This is a genomic window from Angustibacter sp. Root456 (assembly GCF_001426435.1).
Taxonomy (GTDB): Bacteria; Actinomycetota; Actinomycetes; order Actinomycetales; family Angustibacteraceae; genus Angustibacter.
Window position 1 is genome coordinate 613395 of the sequence record NZ_LMER01000020.1, and the last position, 15767, is coordinate 629161.

Annotated in this window: 14 protein-coding genes; 9 read left to right on the forward strand and 5 right to left on the reverse strand. The window is 72.9% G+C overall.

The genetic code is table 11. The annotated features are described in order from the left end of the window. Positions 1-105 precede the first annotated feature (105 nt). Together dcd and ASD06_RS17580 are read left to right on the forward strand one after the other, a co-directional pair. Positions 106-681: a dCTP deaminase gene (gene dcd / locus ASD06_RS17575; protein ID WP_056680654.1), complete on the forward strand. Its 576-nt coding sequence runs from the start codon at positions 106-108 to the stop codon at positions 679-681. Positions 682-693: 12 nt separating this feature from the next. Further along, positions 694-1749, forward strand: a complete 1056-nt coding sequence (locus tag ASD06_RS17580) for a hypothetical protein (protein ID WP_056680656.1) — start codon at positions 694-696, stop codon at positions 1747-1749. Between the two features lie 213 nt (positions 1750-1962). Here the strand turns inward: ASD06_RS17580 and ASD06_RS17585 are convergent, their stop codons facing one another. Next, positions 1963-2862: a diiron oxygenase gene (locus ASD06_RS17585; protein WP_056681265.1), complete on the reverse strand. Its 900-nt coding sequence runs from the start codon at positions 2860-2862 to the stop codon at positions 1963-1965. Positions 2863-2916: 54 nt separating this feature from the next. Here ASD06_RS17585 and ASD06_RS17590 point away from each other — a divergent pair, with 54 nt between their 5' ends. Further along, complete coding sequence (locus tag ASD06_RS17590) at positions 2917-3549, forward strand: TetR/AcrR family transcriptional regulator (protein WP_056680659.1); 633 nt, start codon at positions 2917-2919, stop codon at positions 3547-3549. Between the two features lie 132 nt (positions 3550-3681). Here ASD06_RS17590 and ASD06_RS17595 read toward each other — a convergent pair whose 3' ends face one another. Then, the gene (locus ASD06_RS17595) at positions 3682-5994 is read right to left on the reverse strand and encodes a heterodisulfide reductase-related iron-sulfur binding cluster (RefSeq protein ID WP_056680663.1); all 2313 of its coding nucleotides are present in this window, start codon (positions 5992-5994) and stop codon (positions 3682-3684) included. Positions 5995-6085: 91 nt separating this feature from the next. Further along, complete coding sequence (locus tag ASD06_RS17600; RefSeq protein WP_157371783.1) at positions 6086-6868, reverse strand: IclR family transcriptional regulator; 783 nt, start codon at positions 6866-6868, stop codon at positions 6086-6088. A gap of 23 nt (positions 6869-6891) precedes the next feature. Between ASD06_RS17600 and ASD06_RS17605 the strand changes: the two genes are divergently transcribed. From ASD06_RS17605 to hutU, 3 genes are all read left to right on the forward strand, one after another. After that, a complete protein-coding gene (locus tag ASD06_RS17605; protein ID WP_235502395.1) occupies positions 6892-7599 on the forward strand; it encodes a maleylpyruvate isomerase family mycothiol-dependent enzyme in 708 nt (235 codons plus the stop codon). 166 nt (positions 7600-7765) lie between these two features. Beyond that, complete coding sequence (hutH, locus tag ASD06_RS17610) at positions 7766-9340, forward strand: histidine ammonia-lyase (RefSeq protein ID WP_056681272.1); 1575 nt, start codon at positions 7766-7768, stop codon at positions 9338-9340. Positions 9341-9436: 96 nt separating this feature from the next. Beyond that, positions 9437-11092 (forward strand): urocanate hydratase, encoded by a 1656-nt coding sequence (hutU, locus tag ASD06_RS17615; RefSeq protein ID WP_056680669.1) that lies wholly within the window; start codon positions 9437-9439, stop codon positions 11090-11092. On the opposite strand, the gene ASD06_RS17620 is transcribed toward hutU, so the two are convergent. Then, positions 11089-11547: an aminoacyl-tRNA deacylase gene (locus ASD06_RS17620; RefSeq protein ID WP_056680672.1), complete on the reverse strand. Its 459-nt coding sequence runs from the start codon at positions 11545-11547 to the stop codon at positions 11089-11091. The two genes, hutU and ASD06_RS17620, sit on opposite strands and share 4 nt — an antisense overlap. Before the next feature lie 158 nt (positions 11548-11705). Here ASD06_RS17620 and ASD06_RS17625 point away from each other — a divergent pair, with 158 nt between their 5' ends. From ASD06_RS17625 to hutI, 3 genes are read left to right on the forward strand one after another with little or no spacing between them, the layout of a single operon-like run. After that, the gene (locus ASD06_RS17625; protein ID WP_056680675.1) at positions 11706-12893 is read left to right on the forward strand and encodes an allantoate amidohydrolase; all 1188 of its coding nucleotides are present in this window, start codon (positions 11706-11708) and stop codon (positions 12891-12893) included. Next, a complete protein-coding gene (locus ASD06_RS17630; protein ID WP_056680678.1) occupies positions 12890-14206 on the forward strand; it encodes a formimidoylglutamate deiminase in 1317 nt (438 codons plus the stop codon). Before ASD06_RS17625 ends, ASD06_RS17630 begins: the two co-directional genes overlap by 4 nt. Position 14207: 1 nt before the next feature. After that, a complete protein-coding gene (gene hutI, locus ASD06_RS17635) occupies positions 14208-15386 on the forward strand; it encodes an imidazolonepropionase (protein ID WP_056680680.1) in 1179 nt (392 codons plus the stop codon). A gap of 96 nt (positions 15387-15482) precedes the next feature. On the opposite strand, the gene ASD06_RS17640 is transcribed toward hutI, so the two are convergent. Beyond that, positions 15483-15761 carry a DUF4235 domain-containing protein gene (locus ASD06_RS17640; protein ID WP_056680683.1) on the reverse strand — a complete coding sequence of 93 codons (279 nt, stop codon included), beginning with the start codon at positions 15759-15761 and terminating at the stop codon, positions 15483-15485. Positions 15762-15767: the final 6 nt, after the last annotated feature.

Below are 15767 nucleotides of genomic sequence, written 5' to 3' on the forward strand. Positions count from 1 at the left end.
GAGCACGAGCATATCCGATGCGCGCGGCCGTTCCCGAGCCCTCCGACCGGCTCGGGTCGCGAGAAGCCGTGTCCACTCCTCGGGCGCGCCGGATACCCTGCCTGCGTGCTGCTCAGTGACCGCGACATCACCGCCGAGATCGACGCCGGCCGCGTCGTCCTCGACCCCTACGACCCGGCGATGCTGCAGCCGTCGAGCGTCGACATCCGGCTCGACCGGTTCTTCCGGCTCTTCGACAACCACAAGTACGCCGTGATCGACCCGGCCGAGGACCAGCCCGACCTCACCCGCCTGGTCGAGGTCGACCCCGACGAGCCGTTCGTGCTGCACCCCGGCGAGTTCGTGCTCGGCTCGGTCTACGAGACCGTCACGCTGCCGGACGACGTCGCCGCCCGCGTCGAGGGCAAGTCGAGCCTGGGGCGCCTCGGCCTGCTCACGCACGCGACGGCCGGCTTCATCGACCCCGGCTTCAGTGGCCACGTCACCCTCGAGCTGAGCAACGTCGCGACGCTGCCCATCAAGCTGTGGCCGGGCATGAAGATCGGCCAGCTGTGCTTCTTCCGGCTCTCCAGCGCCGCTGACCACCCGTACGGCAGCGAGAAGTACGGCTCGCGGTACCAAGGCCAGCGCGGCCCGACGGCGAGCCGCTCCTACCAGAGCTTCCACCGCACCCGGGTCTGACGGGCCGACGGTATGGGGCTGTTCGGACGGCGCAAGAGCTCTGACGAGCCGACGCTCGAGCAGCTGCGCCACTGGCACCTGCTCCTGCTGCCCCACCACGTCAACCACGCCGAGGTCGACCGCCTGGTGCGCAACCGCTACCCCGACGCCCGGCTGGCCGACAACCGCCGTGCGCGCCTGGGCCGCCAGTCGTCGATCAGCGGCCCTCACCTGCTCGAGCCGGACGAGCTCGACTACGTCAAGGTGCCCTCGCCGTGGTCAGTGGCCTACGCCCTCGAGGTGGAGCCCGAGCCCGACCCCGAGGCCTTCGACGACATCGCCGACCCCGTGCTGCGGGCCTGGTGGATGCGCGCGTTCCCGCGGGGCAAGCCGTTCCGCGAGGAAGGGGACGCCGTCGACCTGGGGCTCGCCCTCGCCCGCCGGCTCGGCGGGGTGCTCCGGGCAGCGGGCAGCAACGTCGTCCTCGAGCCCGACCACGAGCGGATCACCGACCTCACCGTGTGGTCCGGCTACTGGCTCGACCCCGAGCGGCTCCTCGCGCTGCTGTCACCGCTGCTGCCCGGCGCCGACGTCGACCTCGGGGTGCACGGGCGGCACGAGGCCCCCCGGCGGCGGACGGCGCAGCCGTGGTCGGTCGACCCGCTCGACCCGCTCGGTGCCGACCTCGCGCACGCCCTCGGCGACGCCGATCACGAGATGATCGACGCCGTCAGCGCCGAGCACGACGCCACCGCGCTCGAGCAGGGCGTGGTGCTCGACGGCTACGCGCTGACGGCGGCCGGCAACATCGTCGTCGAGGTGATCCAGGAGGACGCCGTGCCCGGCTGGGTGCGCGAGCGCGTCGTCCACCAGCTGCTCGACGAGAGCAACCCCGTGGTCACGTACTCGGTGCGCTGGCTGCCCGAGGACCTGACGCTGCTGGAGTCGGAGGACCCGCCGTACGCCTTCCGGATGGAGCGCGAGCGGTACCGGCCCCGGATGCGCGCCGCGGCGCTGGCGCTCGCGGAGGCCACAGCGGGTGTGGTCAGCGACGGCTCCGGCTTCGAGGTCGACCGCTACTCCCTCTAGCCCCCCCTCCCTTCCCGTGATCATGCACGCCAGCGCACGTGCCGTCGTCCGTGATCATGCACGCCAGCGCACCTGCCTTCGTCCGTGATCATGCACGCCAGCCCACCGCTGGGGAGCATCACTGCATTCGATGATGGCGACTGGGGCACCCCACTTCACTAGGTTGGCGACGGGGTGCCACCGCGGCCAACCCAGGGGAGAGGTGCGGGCGGGTCAGAGGAGGTGGATGCGACGCCACCGGCGCGCGCTGAGGCCGCCGATGAGCCCGAGGTCGTCGAGGAACCTCACGAGACCGCGCGCGCTCGAGCGCAGCTGCTCGGCGTAGTGCTCGTTGGATGCGGCGGCCGCGCGCGCGACACGCGGGTCGAGCCCCACCGCGGCGTACACGTCGGGATGCACGAGATTGCTGACGATGACCTCGGCGACGACCGCGATCACCGCGCGGTGCCGGCGCCGCTCGGACGCCGAGAGCTGGGGCGCCCGACGCGCGAGCTCCTCGCGCGCGAACCGCATGTGGCGCGCCTCCTCGATGACGTGGATGCGGCTCACCTCGCGCGACAGCGGCTGCACGCGCTCGTCGGTGATGAGGTCGCGCTGCAGGATGTCGAGCACCTCCTCGGCCACGAGGATCGCCGCGTACGCCGCCGGCCCGTGGCCGATCGTCTTGAAGAGCCGGCCGAGCCGCCGTCCGCGCGGCGACGGCCCGTACGCCGGGCAGCCGTACGCCGCGGCCATCCGCGCGAACATCACCGAGTGCCGGCACTCGTCGCCGATCTCGGTGAGGGCGAACTGCACGTGCGGCTGCGACGGGTCGTCGTCGTAGACGTCGCGCAGCACCAGCTGCATGAGGATCATCTCGAACCAGATGCCGACGCCGCTGATCGAGGCGAACTCGTGGCGGGTGAGCTCGGCCTGGCGCGCGGGGTCGAGGTCGTCCCACAGGTCGGTGCCGTAGAGCGTCGACCACTGCGGGCTCATGCCGTGCAGGGACGGGTCGATGGGGGCGCCGTAGTCGAGGGCGACGTTGGGGTCGAACGAGGCCTTGGCGGACGACTTCAGCAGGCGCGTCGGGACGACCTCGCGGTCGAGGGTGGCGGGGCGAGCGGGGGGGATCTGGCCTCCTCTGGCGAGTAACTGTAAATCATGTTTACTGCTAATCTGACTCGCATGCAAGAGGTCGACGGGCGCCGGCAGCGATGGGCCGGCCACCGGCAGGTCCGGCGCGCGGAGTTCGTGGGCGCCGCCCTCGAGGCGATCCGGGCGCACGGGCCGCAGACCGGCCTCGACGAGATCGCGGCCCAGGCCGGTGTGTCCAAACCTGTGCTGTACCGCCACTTCGCCGACCGCTCGGACCTGTTCGCCGCCGTGCTGGACGCCATCGCCGACGAGGTGCTGCTACCGCAGATCGGCCTTGAGGCGCTGGCCGACGCCGGCGGCGAGCTCACTGACGGCGAGACGGTCCGGCGCGTCGTCCAGGCGTTCGTCACGGTCGTGGACGACGAACCGCACCTCTACCGGTTCGCGCTGCGGCACGCCGGGGTGGGCTCGGACGGCGACTTCGTCGCGGCGACCGAGCGCCGGATCGCCGTCGCCCTCTCGGCGCTGGTGGGCGACCGGTTGCGCGCGCTCGGGCTGGACTCGGGTGGCGCGCAGGTGTGGGCGTTCGGCGTGGTCGGGATGGTGCAGCTGGCCACGCGCCGCTGGGCCGACGAGCGCTCGATGTCGGCCGACGCGCTGGTCGACTACCTCGTGCGGATCATCCAGGGTGGTCTCGTGGCGCTGACCACCCCGCCCGCCTGAGTGACCTCGCCAACCGGGGACGCAGGGATCCGCCCCGGTGCGCTGGCCCTGGGGCGCTCTACTGCATTCCCTGAATGCCGCTGGGGCACCCCACTGCACTAGGAGTGCAACGGGGTGCCCCCGCGGCGAACCTCACTTGCCGCGGTTGACGGCGGCGAGCAGCATCTGCGCGACGTCGACCACCTCGACGTCCTCGCGCGCGGACCCGTCGGCCTGCTGAGCGGCCAGCCCGTCGCTGAGCATCACCCGGCAGAACGGGCAGCCGATCGCGATCTTGTCGGCCCCGGTGGCCACGGCCTCGGCGGTGCGGTTGCTGTTGATCCGGGTGCCGAGCTTCTCCTCCATCCACATGCGCGCACCGCCGGCGCCGCAGCAGAACGAGCGCTCCTTGCTGCGCTCCATCTCGCGGTACTCGACGCCGGGGATGGCCTCGATCAGCTCGCGCGGCGGCTCGTAGACGCCGTTGTGGCGGCCGAGGTAGCAGGGGTCGTGGTAGGTGATCGGCGTGCCGGCCGCGGTGACGCCGTCCTTGGCCGCCGCGCTACCGGCTACCGGGGCGACGGGCACGAGCCGCTTCTCGCGCACCAGCCGGTTGAGCAGCTGGGTGTGGTGCACGACCTCGTACTTGCCGCCGAGCTGGGGGTACTCGTTCGAGAGGGTGTTGAAGCAGTGCGCGCAGGTGACGACGATCTTCTTGGCGCCCACCTCGTTGAGCGTCTCGACGTTCCCCTGCGCGAGCATCTGGAAGAGGAACTCGTTGCCGGCGCGCCGAGCCGGGTCGCCCGTGCAGGCCTCGCCGTCACCCAGGACGGCGAAGTCCACGCCGGCCGTGTTGAGCAGCTCGGCGACGGCTCGCGTCGTCTTCTTGGCGCGGTCCTCGAACGCACCGGCGCAGCCGACCCAGAAGAGGTACTCGACGTCGTCCAGCGACTCGACGTCCTGGCCGACCTGCTTGACCTCGAAGGGCAGGTCCTTGGCCCAGTCCAGACGCATGCGGGCGTTCATGCCCCAGGGGTTCTGCGCGTTCTCGAGGTTCTTGAACAGCCCGCCCAGCTCGCTGGGGAACGCCGACTCGATGAGCACCTGGTAGCGGCGCATGTCGACGATGTGGTCGACGTGCTCGATGTCGACGGGGCACTGCTCGACGCAGGCGCCGCACGTGGTGCAGCTCCAGAGCACGTCCGGGTCGATGACGCCGAGCTCGGCCGCGGCCGAGCCGTCCGGGTTGTAGGCGCGCAGGAAGTCGAGGTTCTCGTGGCCGGCGTACCCGGTGTCACCGATGAGGGGGCGTTCGGCGGCGGCGCGGGTGCGCGGTGCCAGCGCCTCGACGTCCGGCTCGGCGGCCTGCAGCGGCTTGCCGTTCTGGGCCGCCAGGTAGGTCGGGTGGGCCAGTGCCTCGAGGTACGGCGCCTTGGCGCGGGTGTGGTCGCGCAGCCCCATGATGAGCAGCTTGGGCGACAGCGGCTTGTCGGTGTTCCACGCCGGGCACTGGCTCTGGCAGCGGCCGCACTCGGTGCACGTGTTGAAGTCGAGCAGACCCTTCCAGGTGAAGTGCTCGGCCTGGCCGACGCCGAGGGCGGCGTCCTCGTCGAGCTCGTCGATGTTCTCGAAGTCGACCGGCTCGCCCTTGACGGCGATGGGCTGCAGCGCGCCGAGCGACGTCCGGCCGTCGGCGTGGCGCTTGAACCAGATGTTGAAGAAGGCCAGGAACCGGTGCCAGGCGATGCCCATCGCCGGCTGCAGCGCGACGGTGATGAACCACGCCATCGAGATGAGGATCTTGATCGTCGCGACGACGATGATGGCGTTCTCGAGCGCGCCGCGGGTCAGGCCGGTGAAGGCGTTGCCGAACCAGAAGGTCAGCGGGAAGTGCAGGGCGCTCGCCCAGCCGTCGCCGACCTGCTTGCCGAGCGCGTACTCCAGGCCGCGCAGCAGGATGACGCAGATGACCACGCCGAGGATCGTCAGCTCGACGTAGTAGGCCTGCCAGAACGTCGAGCCGAAGAAGCGCGAGCGGCGGCCGTCGTCGGGCGCGCTGCGCGGGTGCTGCTTCTGCCGGATCGCCATGAGCGTGAGGATGCCGACCAGCGACAGCCACGCGATGGCCTCGGTCGCCCACTCGAACGGCACGAAGTGGCCGATGAACGGGATCGCGAAGTGCGGGTCGAACAGCTGCCCGTACGCGGTGACCAGCGAGAAGAACAGCAGCCCGAACGAGACCATGACGAACCAGTGCGCCACGGCCACGACCGGCAGCCGAGCCATGCGCGTGTGACCGAGGAACTCGCGCACGAGCGTGACGGTGCGCGTGACCGGCGCGTTGGTGCGGCGTCCGTCGGGCTGCCCGAGGCGCACCGTGCCGACGATCGTGCCGACGGTGCGGGCGAACAGCGCGACCCCCACCGCGGTAGCGGCCAGGGCCAGGACGATGGCGGCGACCTGCATCGGTGCTCCTGTTCGGGATGTGGACCAGCCCGGTCACTCTACGGGGCGGTAACTTGCGCGGCCACGTCGTGTGACGAGCGTCGCGTTGGCGTCAGCCTGGCAGGGTTCGTCCCCCGATGCGTCGCGACATCTCGCGCGCGGTGCGCGCCGTGGCTTCGGCCAGCCGCGCGGGGTCGACGCGGTCGACGCCGTCCCCGGTCGCGTAGGTGATCGCCAGGCCGGCCGCCGGGTGCCCGGCGTGGTCGAGGACGGCGGTCGCGACGCTCGCGAAGCCCGGAGTGATCTCGCCGTCCTCGGTGGCGTGACCCCGCGCGCGGACGTCGACGAGCAGCCGGCGCAGCGCGGACGGCGAGTCCGGCCCGGCGGCGTGGCGCAGCACGAACGCCTCGCGGTCGGGGAAGAGCGCACGCACCTGCGCCGCGGGCAACGCGGCGAGCATCGCCCGGCCGGACGCCGTCAGCTGAGCGGGCAGCCGCACGCCCACGTCGGTGACCAGCGAAGGCCGTCCCTTCGCGCGCTCCTCGACGACGTAGAGCACCTCGCGCCCGTGCAGCACGGCGAGGTGCGCGCTCTGGCCGATCGAGTCCACGAGGCGCGCCAGCAGGGGGCGGGCCAAGCGGGCGAGGGCGTCCTGGTGCGTGTACGCCGACCCGACCTCGAACGCGGTGACGCCGAGCCCGTAGCGCCGCTCCTCGGGCAGGTGGACGGCGAACCCGGCGTCCACGAGCACGGTGAGCAGGTGGTAGGTGGTCGACCGGGGCAGCCCGAGGTCGGCGGCGATGCGTGCGGCGGGAAGCGGGCCCGCGTGCCGCGCCAGGTGGGTGAGGATGCGTAGGGTCTGCTCGGCAGCGGGCACCCGGCTCGCGCCGGTCACGGGAGGAGCCCCGGGTGGACGGGATGCTCACGCGCGAGCGCTACCTCGACGCGCTCGAGGGTGATGTCGCCGCCATGGCCGACCACCTGACGTCGGGCGACCTGTCCGCTCCCGTCGCCGGCTGCCCCGGGTGGGACCTCGGCGACCTGGGCAGCCACCTCGGCGTCACCCACCGTTGGGCCACCGACGCGCTCGGGTCGCAGACCCCTCCGGCTGAGGGCTCTCCGCCGCCACGTGACGAGCTCGCTGCGTGGTTCGTCGACGGAGCCGATCGACTGCTCGGCGCCCTGCGCGGCACCGACCCGGCCACGGAGTGCTGGGGCTTCGGGCCGAAGCCGTGCACCGCCGCGTTCTGGGTGCGGCGGCAGGCGCTCGAGACCGCGGTGCACGTCTGGGACGCCGCGATCGCGCTCGACCGTCCGGCGCGGGTCGCGGCTGACCTCGCCGCCGACGGCGTCGAGGAGGTGGCCCGCGTGTTCTACCCGCGACAGGTGCGCCTCGGCCGACGCGAGCCGCTGGCCGCACCTGTGGTGCTGCGCTGCACGGACGTCGGCTGCGACGTCCTGCTGGGGGAGGGCGAGGCGGTGGCCGCCATCGAGGCGGCCGCCGAGCCGCTGCTGCTGCTCGTCTGGGGACGGCACGACCTGGCGTCGCTGGCCGCGGACGGCGCGCGCGTGACCGGCGACGAGGCGGCGGTGCACTCGGCGCTGTCGGTGCCCCTCACCCCCTGAGGCGATCCTCCGGCAAGTTCCCCGGAACTCGTCGCCTGAGCGACCTCCAGGCGTCGAGTTCCGGGGAAGTCGTCGGGAGCGAGGGTCAGGCACATGTCTGGGATACCAGACACAACGTCGCCGTGGCGACTGCCGCGGCCGAGTGGACGGCGCTGCAATGGACGGCATGACCGACACGCTTCATCGCCCGGCAGCCACGACCCACGTCACCGTCGGGCGCGGCCCGGTGTCGCCGTCCGACCTGGTGGCCGTGGCGCGGCACAGTGCGGGGGTGCGCCTCGCGGACGACGCGCTGACGGAGATCGCCCGCACCCGCGCCGTCGTGGAGGCGCTCGCCGACGACGTCGACCCCCACTACGGCATCTCGACCGGCTTCGGGGCGCTCGCGACCCAGCACATCCCGGTGGAGCGCCGGGCCCAGCTGCAGCGCAGCCTCGTGCGCTCGCACGCGGCGGGTTCTGGCCCCGAGGTCGAGCGCGAGGTGGTGCGTGCGCTGATGCTGCTGCGACTGTCGACGCTCGCTACGGGCCGCACCGGTGTGCGTCCGGTGGTGGCCCAGACCTACGCCGCGATCCTCGACGCCGGGATCACGCCGGTGGTGCACGAGTACGGCTCGCTCGGATGCTCGGGTGACCTCGCGCCGCTCGCGCACTGCGCGCTGGTGCTGATGGGCGAGGGTGAGGTGCGGGACGCTGACGGCGTGCGGCGTCCGGCCGCGGAGGTGTTGCGCGAGAACAGGATCGAGCCCGTCGAGCTCGCCGAGAAGGAGGGCTTGGCCCTCATCAACGGCACCGACGGCATGCTCGGCATGCTGCTGCTGGGCCTGCACGACCTGCGCGAGCTGCTGGTGGCGGCCGACATCGCCGCGGCGATGAGCGTCGAGTCGCTGCTCGGCACCGACGCGGTGTTCGCCGACGACCTGCAGGCCCTGCGCCCGCACCCGGGTCAGGCCGCCAGCGCCGCCAACCTGCGCACCCTGCTGGCCGGCAGCGGGATCATGGCGAGCCACCGGACGCCGGACTGCACCCGTGTGCAGGACGCCTACTCCCTGCGCTGCGCGCCCCAGGTGCACGGCGCCGCCCGCGACACCGCCGACCACGCGGCGCTGGTGGCCTCACGCGAGCTGTCGGCCGCCGTCGACAACCCGGTGATCACCGTCGACGACCGGGTCGAGAGCAACGGCAACTTCCACGGCGCCCCGGTGGCGTACGTGCTCGACTTCCTCGCGATCGCGGTGGCCGACGTCGCGTCGATGAGCGAGCGCCGCACCGACCGGTTCCTCGACGTCGCGCGCAACCACGGGTTGCCGCCGTTCCTCGCCGACGACCCCGGCGTCGACAGCGGGCACATGATCGCGCAGTACACCGCGGCCGGGATCGTCAGCGAGCTCAAGCGGCTCGCGGCGCCCGCGAGCGTCGACTCGATCCCCAGCAGCGCGATGCAGGAGGACCACGTCTCGATGGGCTGGGCCGCCGCGCGCAAGCTGCGTCGGGCTCTCGACGGGCTGACCCGCGTCGTCGCGATCGAGCTGCTCACCGCGGCCCGCGCGATGGACCTCCGGGCACCGCTCGAGCCCTCGCCGGCCACTGGCGCGGTGCGCGACGTCCTGCGGGCGTCCGGTGCGGCCGGCCCCGGGCCCGACCGCTTCCTGGCCCCCGAGATCGAGGCGGCGGTCGAGGCGGTGCGTGGAGGCGCCGTCCGGCAGGCGGCCGAGACCGCCCTCGACCACCCCCTCACCTGACCCCTTCCGGCAAATTCCCCGGAAAACGTCGCCTGGATTGCCCTCAGGCGCCAAGTTCTTGGGAATTTGCCGGGGCACCGACGAAGGAGAACGACGATGGACGGAGCCCGACCGGTGCGGGCCGCGCGCGGCACCACGCTGACCGCGCGCAGCTGGCAGACCGAGGCGCCCCTGCGCATGCTGCAGAACAACCTCGACCCCGAGGTGGCCGAGCGGCCGGACGACCTCGTCGTCTACGGCGGCACCGGCCGCGCCGCCCGCGACTGGCGCAGCTACGACGCGATCGTGCGCACCCTCACGACGCTGGCGGACGACGAGACCCTGCTCGTGCAGTCCGGCCGGCCGGTCGGCGTCATGCGCACGCACGAGTGGGCGCCGCGAGTGCTGATCGCCAACTCCAACCTCGTCGGCGACTGGGCGACCTGGCCGGAGTTCCGCCGCCTCGAGCAGCTTGGTCTCACGATGTACGGCCAGATGACGGCCGGTTCGTGGATCTACATCGGCACCCAGGGCATCCTGCAGGGCACCTACGAGACGTTCGCGGCGGTGGCGGCCAAGCGGTTCAACGGCACCCTGGCCGGCACGCTCACCGTCACCGGTGGCTGCGGCGGCATGGGTGGCGCTCAGCCGCTGGCCGTCACGCTCAACGGCGGCGTGTGCCTGGTGATCGACGTCGACGAGGCCCGGCTTCGTCGTCGGGTCGAGCACCGCTACCTCGACGAGGTCGCCACCGACCTGGACGACGCGATCGCCCGCTGCGAGGTCGCCAAGCGCGAGCGTCGCGCGCTCAGCGTGGGCCTCGTCGGCAACTGCGCCACCGTGCTGCCTGAGCTGCTGCGCCGCGGTGTCGACGTCGACGTCGTCACCGACCAGACCAGCGCGCACGACCCGCTCAGCTACCTGCCCGAGGGCATCGACCTCGCCGACTGGCACGACTACGCCGCCGCCAAGCCGGAGGAGTTCACCGACCGCGCCCGGCTCTCGATGGCCAAGCACGTGGAGGCGATGGTCGGGTTCATGGACGCCGGCGCCGAGGTGTTCGACTACGGCAACTCGATCCGCGACGAGGCTCGCCACGGCGGCTGCGACCGCGCCTTCGCGTTCCCGGGCTTCGTGCCGGCGTACATCCGGCCGCTGTTCTGCGAGGGCAAGGGGCCGTTCCGGTGGGCGGCGCTGAGCGGTGACCCGAAGGACATCGCCGCCACCGACAAGGCAGTGCTCGACCTGTTCCCCGACAACGACCACCTGCACCGCTGGATCCGTGCGGCGCAGGATCGTGTGGCGTTCCAAGGTCTTCCGGCTCGGATCTGCTGGCTCGGCTACGGCGAGCGCGACAAGGCGGGGCTGCGGTTCAACGAGCTGGTGGCGTCCGGCGAGGTGAGCGCGCCGATCGTCATCGGGCGCGACCACCTCGACTGCGGCAGCGTCGCCTCGCCCTATCGCGAGACCGAGGGCATGGCCGACGGCTCCGACGCCATCGCCGACTGGCCACTGCTCAACGCGCTGGTCAACACGGCGTCCGGCGCGTCGTGGGTGTCGATCCACCACGGCGGCGGCGTGGGCATCGGCCGCTCGATCCACGCCGGGCAGGTGTCGGTGGCCGACGGCACCGAGCTGGCCGCGGCGAAGCTCGAGCGGGTGCTCACCAACGACCCCGGCATGGGCGTGATCCGGCACGTGGACGCCGGCTACGACCTCGCCGAGCACGTGGCGCAGGAGCGTGGCGTGCGTGTGCCGATGCGTGAGGACTAGGCGCTGATGTCGGCCAGCTGCGCGTCGAGGGCCTGCGCGACGTCGTCCGCCTGGGCGACGATGCCGACTCCGTGGGCCCCGGCGCCGAGCGAGATCTCCTGCCCCGCAACGGACTCGTCCATGACCACCGGCCACGGGCGCAGCGAGCCGAACGGCGTGATGGTGCCGCGGACGTACCCGGTGACGGCGAGCGCGGTCTCGGCGTCAGGCATCGAGATCCTGTTGACGCCCAGCAAGGCGCGCAGCTTCGGCCAGGAGATCTCGCGGTCGCCGGGCACGAGGACGAACAGGAAGTCGTCGTCGGCCCGACGCACCACGATGCTCTTGAGCAGGGCGCGGGGCTCGATGCCGCGGGCTGTGGCGGCCTCGGCCAGCGACCGGACGGCGCCGTGCCGCACCACGCGGTACGCGATGCCGCTGGCCTCCAGCGCGGCCAGTGCGCGCTCTTCGCTCATGGCACCGCACCCTACGACCCACCCCCTCGCCCCCACTCCCCTCGCCCCCTCCCCCCTCGCCCGTGATCATGCACGCCAGCGCAGTGCCCGTGCGCTGACGTGCATGATCACGGGAGGGGAGGTGCGCTGGCGTGCATGATCACGGGAGGGTGGGGGGCGTGAGTGGGAGCACCGGAAGCTTCGAGACGTGGTGGGATGACCTGGCGCCGATCGGGCGCACCGCGTCGGGCGGGTACCGCAGGTTCGCCTGGACGCGTGAGGACGCCACGCTGCGCGAGTGGTTCGTCGGCACGGCGCAAGGCCTGGGCCTGGACGTCGTCACCGACCGCGCCGGCAACCTGTGGGCTTGGTGGGGTCACCCCGACCGCGACGGCCCGGGCGTGGTCGTCGGCAGCCACCTCGACTCGGTGCCCGAGGGCGGCGCCTTCGACGGCCCGCTCGGAGTGGTGTCGTCCCTCGCGGCGGTGGAGACATTGCGCGGCAACGGTTTCACGCCGAGTGTGCCCATCTCGGTGGTGTGCTTCGGCGACGAGGAGGGTGCTCGGTTCGGCATCGCCTGCGCCGGCTCGCGGCTGCTCACCGGCGCTCTCGACGCCGACCGCGCCCGTCGCCTCACCGACGCCGACGGCGTGTCCATGGCCGAGGCGGTGCGCGCCGCCGGCCGCGACCCCGAGCAGCTCGGGGCCGACCCGCAGGCGCTCGCGCGCGTCGGCCAGTTCGTCGAGCTGCACGTCGAGCAGGGCCGCGCACTCGTCGACACCGGGGACGCGGTGGGCGTCGGCGCCGCGATCTGGCCGCACGGCCGCTGGCGGTTCGACCTCGCCGGCCGCGCCGACCACGCCGGCACGACCCGGCTCGCCGACCGCAACGACCCGATGCTCGCCCTAGCCGCCCTCGTGACCGGCGCGCGGTCGGCGGCCGAGCGCCACGACGCTCTCGCCACTGTCGGCAAGGTGATCGTGCAACCCAACGGAGTCAACGCGATCCCGTCGCTCGTGCAGGCCTGGCTCGACGCGCGCGGTCCCGACGAGGACGCGGTGCGGTCGCTGGTCGCCGACCTGGCTGCCGAGCACGGCGAGGCCGAGCGAGAGTCCTGGACCCCGCGCACGCCCTTCGACATCGACCTGACCCGCCGGCTGTCCCGCACGCTCGGCGACGTCCCGGTCATCGAGACCGGCGCCGGGCACGACGCCGGAGTGCTGGCGGAGGCCGGCGTGCCGACGTCCATGCTGTTCGTGCGCAACCCCACTGGCGTCTCGCACTCGCCGCACGAGCACGCCGAGCTCGACGACTGCCTCGCTGGTGTGCGCGCGCTCACCCGGGTGCTGGAGGATCTGGCCTCATGACGTCGTGGTGGTGCGAGCACGCCTGGCTCGGGGACGCGCCCGTCGCGGGGGTGCGGGTGACAGCGCAGGGTGGTGTCATCGCCGCCGTCGAGCGCAGTGCGGCGCCGCAGCCGGACGACGTCCGGCTGGCCGGGCTCGTGCTCCCGGGTTTCGCCAACGCCCACTCGCACGCCTTCCACCGGGCCCTGCGCGGCCGGACCCACGACATGGGAGGCACGTTCTGGACGTGGCGCGAGCGCATGTACCGCGTCGCCGAGCGGCTCGATCCGGAGTCCTACCTGGCGCTCGCCCGCGCGGTCTACGCCGAGATGGTCTTGGCCGGAGTCACGTGCGTCGGCGAGTTCCACTACCTGCACCACGGTCCCGGCGGCACACCGTACGACGACCCGAACGCGATGGCGGAGGCCTTGCGGCAGGCCGCGCGCGAGGCCGGGCTGCGCATCACGCTGCTCGACACGTGCTACCTCGCCGGTGGGCTCACGGCTGAGGGTCACACCCGGCCCGACCCTGTGCAGCAACGTTTCTCGGACGGTTCGAGCGCGCGGTGGGCTGATCGCGTGGCGCGCCTGAGGGCGGACGACAGCTTTCGCGTCGGCGCGGCGATCCACTCGGTGCGGGCGGTGCCCCGGCTCGAGCTCGCCGACGTCGCGCAGGCCTTTCCCGACCGCCCGCTGCACGCCCACCTGTCCGAGCAGTTCGCCGAGAACGAGGCGGCACTGGCGTTCTACGGCCGCTCGCCCACCGAGCTGCTGGCCGGTGCGGACGCCCTCGGTCCGCGCACCACCGTCGTGCACGCCACCGTCGCGCCGCACATGGAGCTGCTCGGCAGCACGGGCACGTCCGTGTGCCTGTGCCCGACCACCGAACGCGACCTCGCCGACGGCATCGGGCCCGCCAAGCTCATGGCCGAGCACGGAAGCCCCCTGTGCCTCGGCAGCGACCAGAACGCCGTGGTCGACCTGCTGGAGGAGGCGCGCGCGCTGGAGATGCATGAGCGGCTGTTCTCGTTGGAACGCGGGGTGTTCACGCCCGCTCAGCTGGTCGAGGCGCTCACCGTGAACGGCCACGCCTCGCTGGGCTGGCCCGAGGCTGGCCGCATCGCAGTCGGGGCTCCGGCCGACCTGGTGGCCGTGCGGCTCGACACCGTACGCACCGCGGGAACCGCTGTGCCGCAAGCCATCTACGGTGCCACGGCGTCCGACGTCCACACGGTGGTGAACGCCGGGCGCACGGTGGTCTCCGACGGACGTCACGTGCTCGGTGACGTCGGCCGCCTGCTGGCCGAGGCCATCGCGCCGTTGTGGGAGGACTGAGATGTCGAGCGTGCTGCTCACGGGCATCAGCGAGCTGGTCACGAACGACGCCAGCCTCGGTGACGGCTCGCCGCTGGGGGTGATCGAGCAGGCCGCCGTGGTGGTCGAGGGCGCCACGGTGGCCTGGGTCGGGCCGCAGCGCCAGGCACCTGACGCCGATCAGCACCTCGACCTCGCCGGCCGCGCCGTCGTCCCGGGCTTCGTCGACTCGCACAGCCACCTCGTCTTCGCCGGTGACCGCTCGCGAGAGTTCGAGGCGCGGATGACCGGCACGCCCTACGACGGCGGCGGCATCGCCACGACCGTCGCCGCCACGCGCGCCGCTCCCGACGAGCTGCTGCTGGCTCGCGCCCGCGCGCTGCAGGCCGAGATGCGCGCCCAGGGCACGACGACCCTCGAGGTCAAGAGCGGCTACGGCCTCACGGTGGCCGACGAGGCGCGCAGCCTGCGCATCGCCCGTGAGATCACCGACGAGACGACGTTCCTCGGCGCCCACGTCGTGCCGGCGGGCGCTGACCGGCGCGCGTACATCGACCTGGTCACTGGCCCGATGCTGGCGGCCTGCGCGCCGCTCGCCCGGTGGGTCGACGTCTTCTGCGAGCCCGCGAGCCCGCACGCCTTCGACGGCGACGAGGCGCGCGTGGTGCTCACCGCCGGCATGGCGGCGGGGCTGCTGCCTCGGGTGCACGGCAACCAGCTCTCGGCGGGGCCCGGCGTCCGGCTCGCCGTCGATCTCGGTGCGGCGAGCGTCGACCACTGCACGCACCTGAGCGCGGCGGACGTCGACGCGCTCGCCGGCGCGAGCCCCGCGCCCGGGCGCGACGGCACGGTGGCGACGCTGTTGCCCGGCGTCGAGTTCTCGACCCGCTCGCCGTACCCGGATGCCCGCGCCCTCGTCGACGCGGGCGTGGTGGTGGCCCTCGCCACCGACTGCAACCCGGGCAGCTGCTACACCTCGTCGATGCCGTTCGTCATCGCGCTCGCGGTGCGCGAGATGGGGCTGTCACCGGCCGAGGCGCTGTGGGCGGCCACGGCCGGGGGTGCCCTGGCGCTGCGGCGTCCGGACGTCGGCCACCTGGGCGTGGGTGCTCGGGCCGACCTCGCGGTGCTGGAGGCGCCGACGTACCGGCACCTGGCCTACCGTCCGGGCGTCCCGCTGGCGCGCGCGCTCGACCTCTAGTCCGCTGCTCCTCGAGGGTCGCGTCCGCTTGTCGAGGGGTGCAACCCTCGACAAGCGGGGTGTCGCCCACTGAACGTGATCAACGGGGAGGGGCGCTCACTGCACCTCGGCCATGTCGGGCGGCAGGTGCCCGGTGGAGTTGCGGTAGTACTCGGCAGCCTTGCGCGTGGCCAGCATGCGCGCCACACCGATCACGGCGCCGCTGAGCACGGCCCACAGCACGGCCTCGTGCCACTCGACGTCGGGGTGCTCGGGGTTGGTGGGAGGGGCCGAGCCCGTCGCCGCCTTCCAGCCCGTGGTGAGCAGGTTGCGTGCGGCGATGCCGGCGACCACCGCGCCGCCGGTACCGAGGATCTTCCACGTCGTTGCACCCATGCCGCC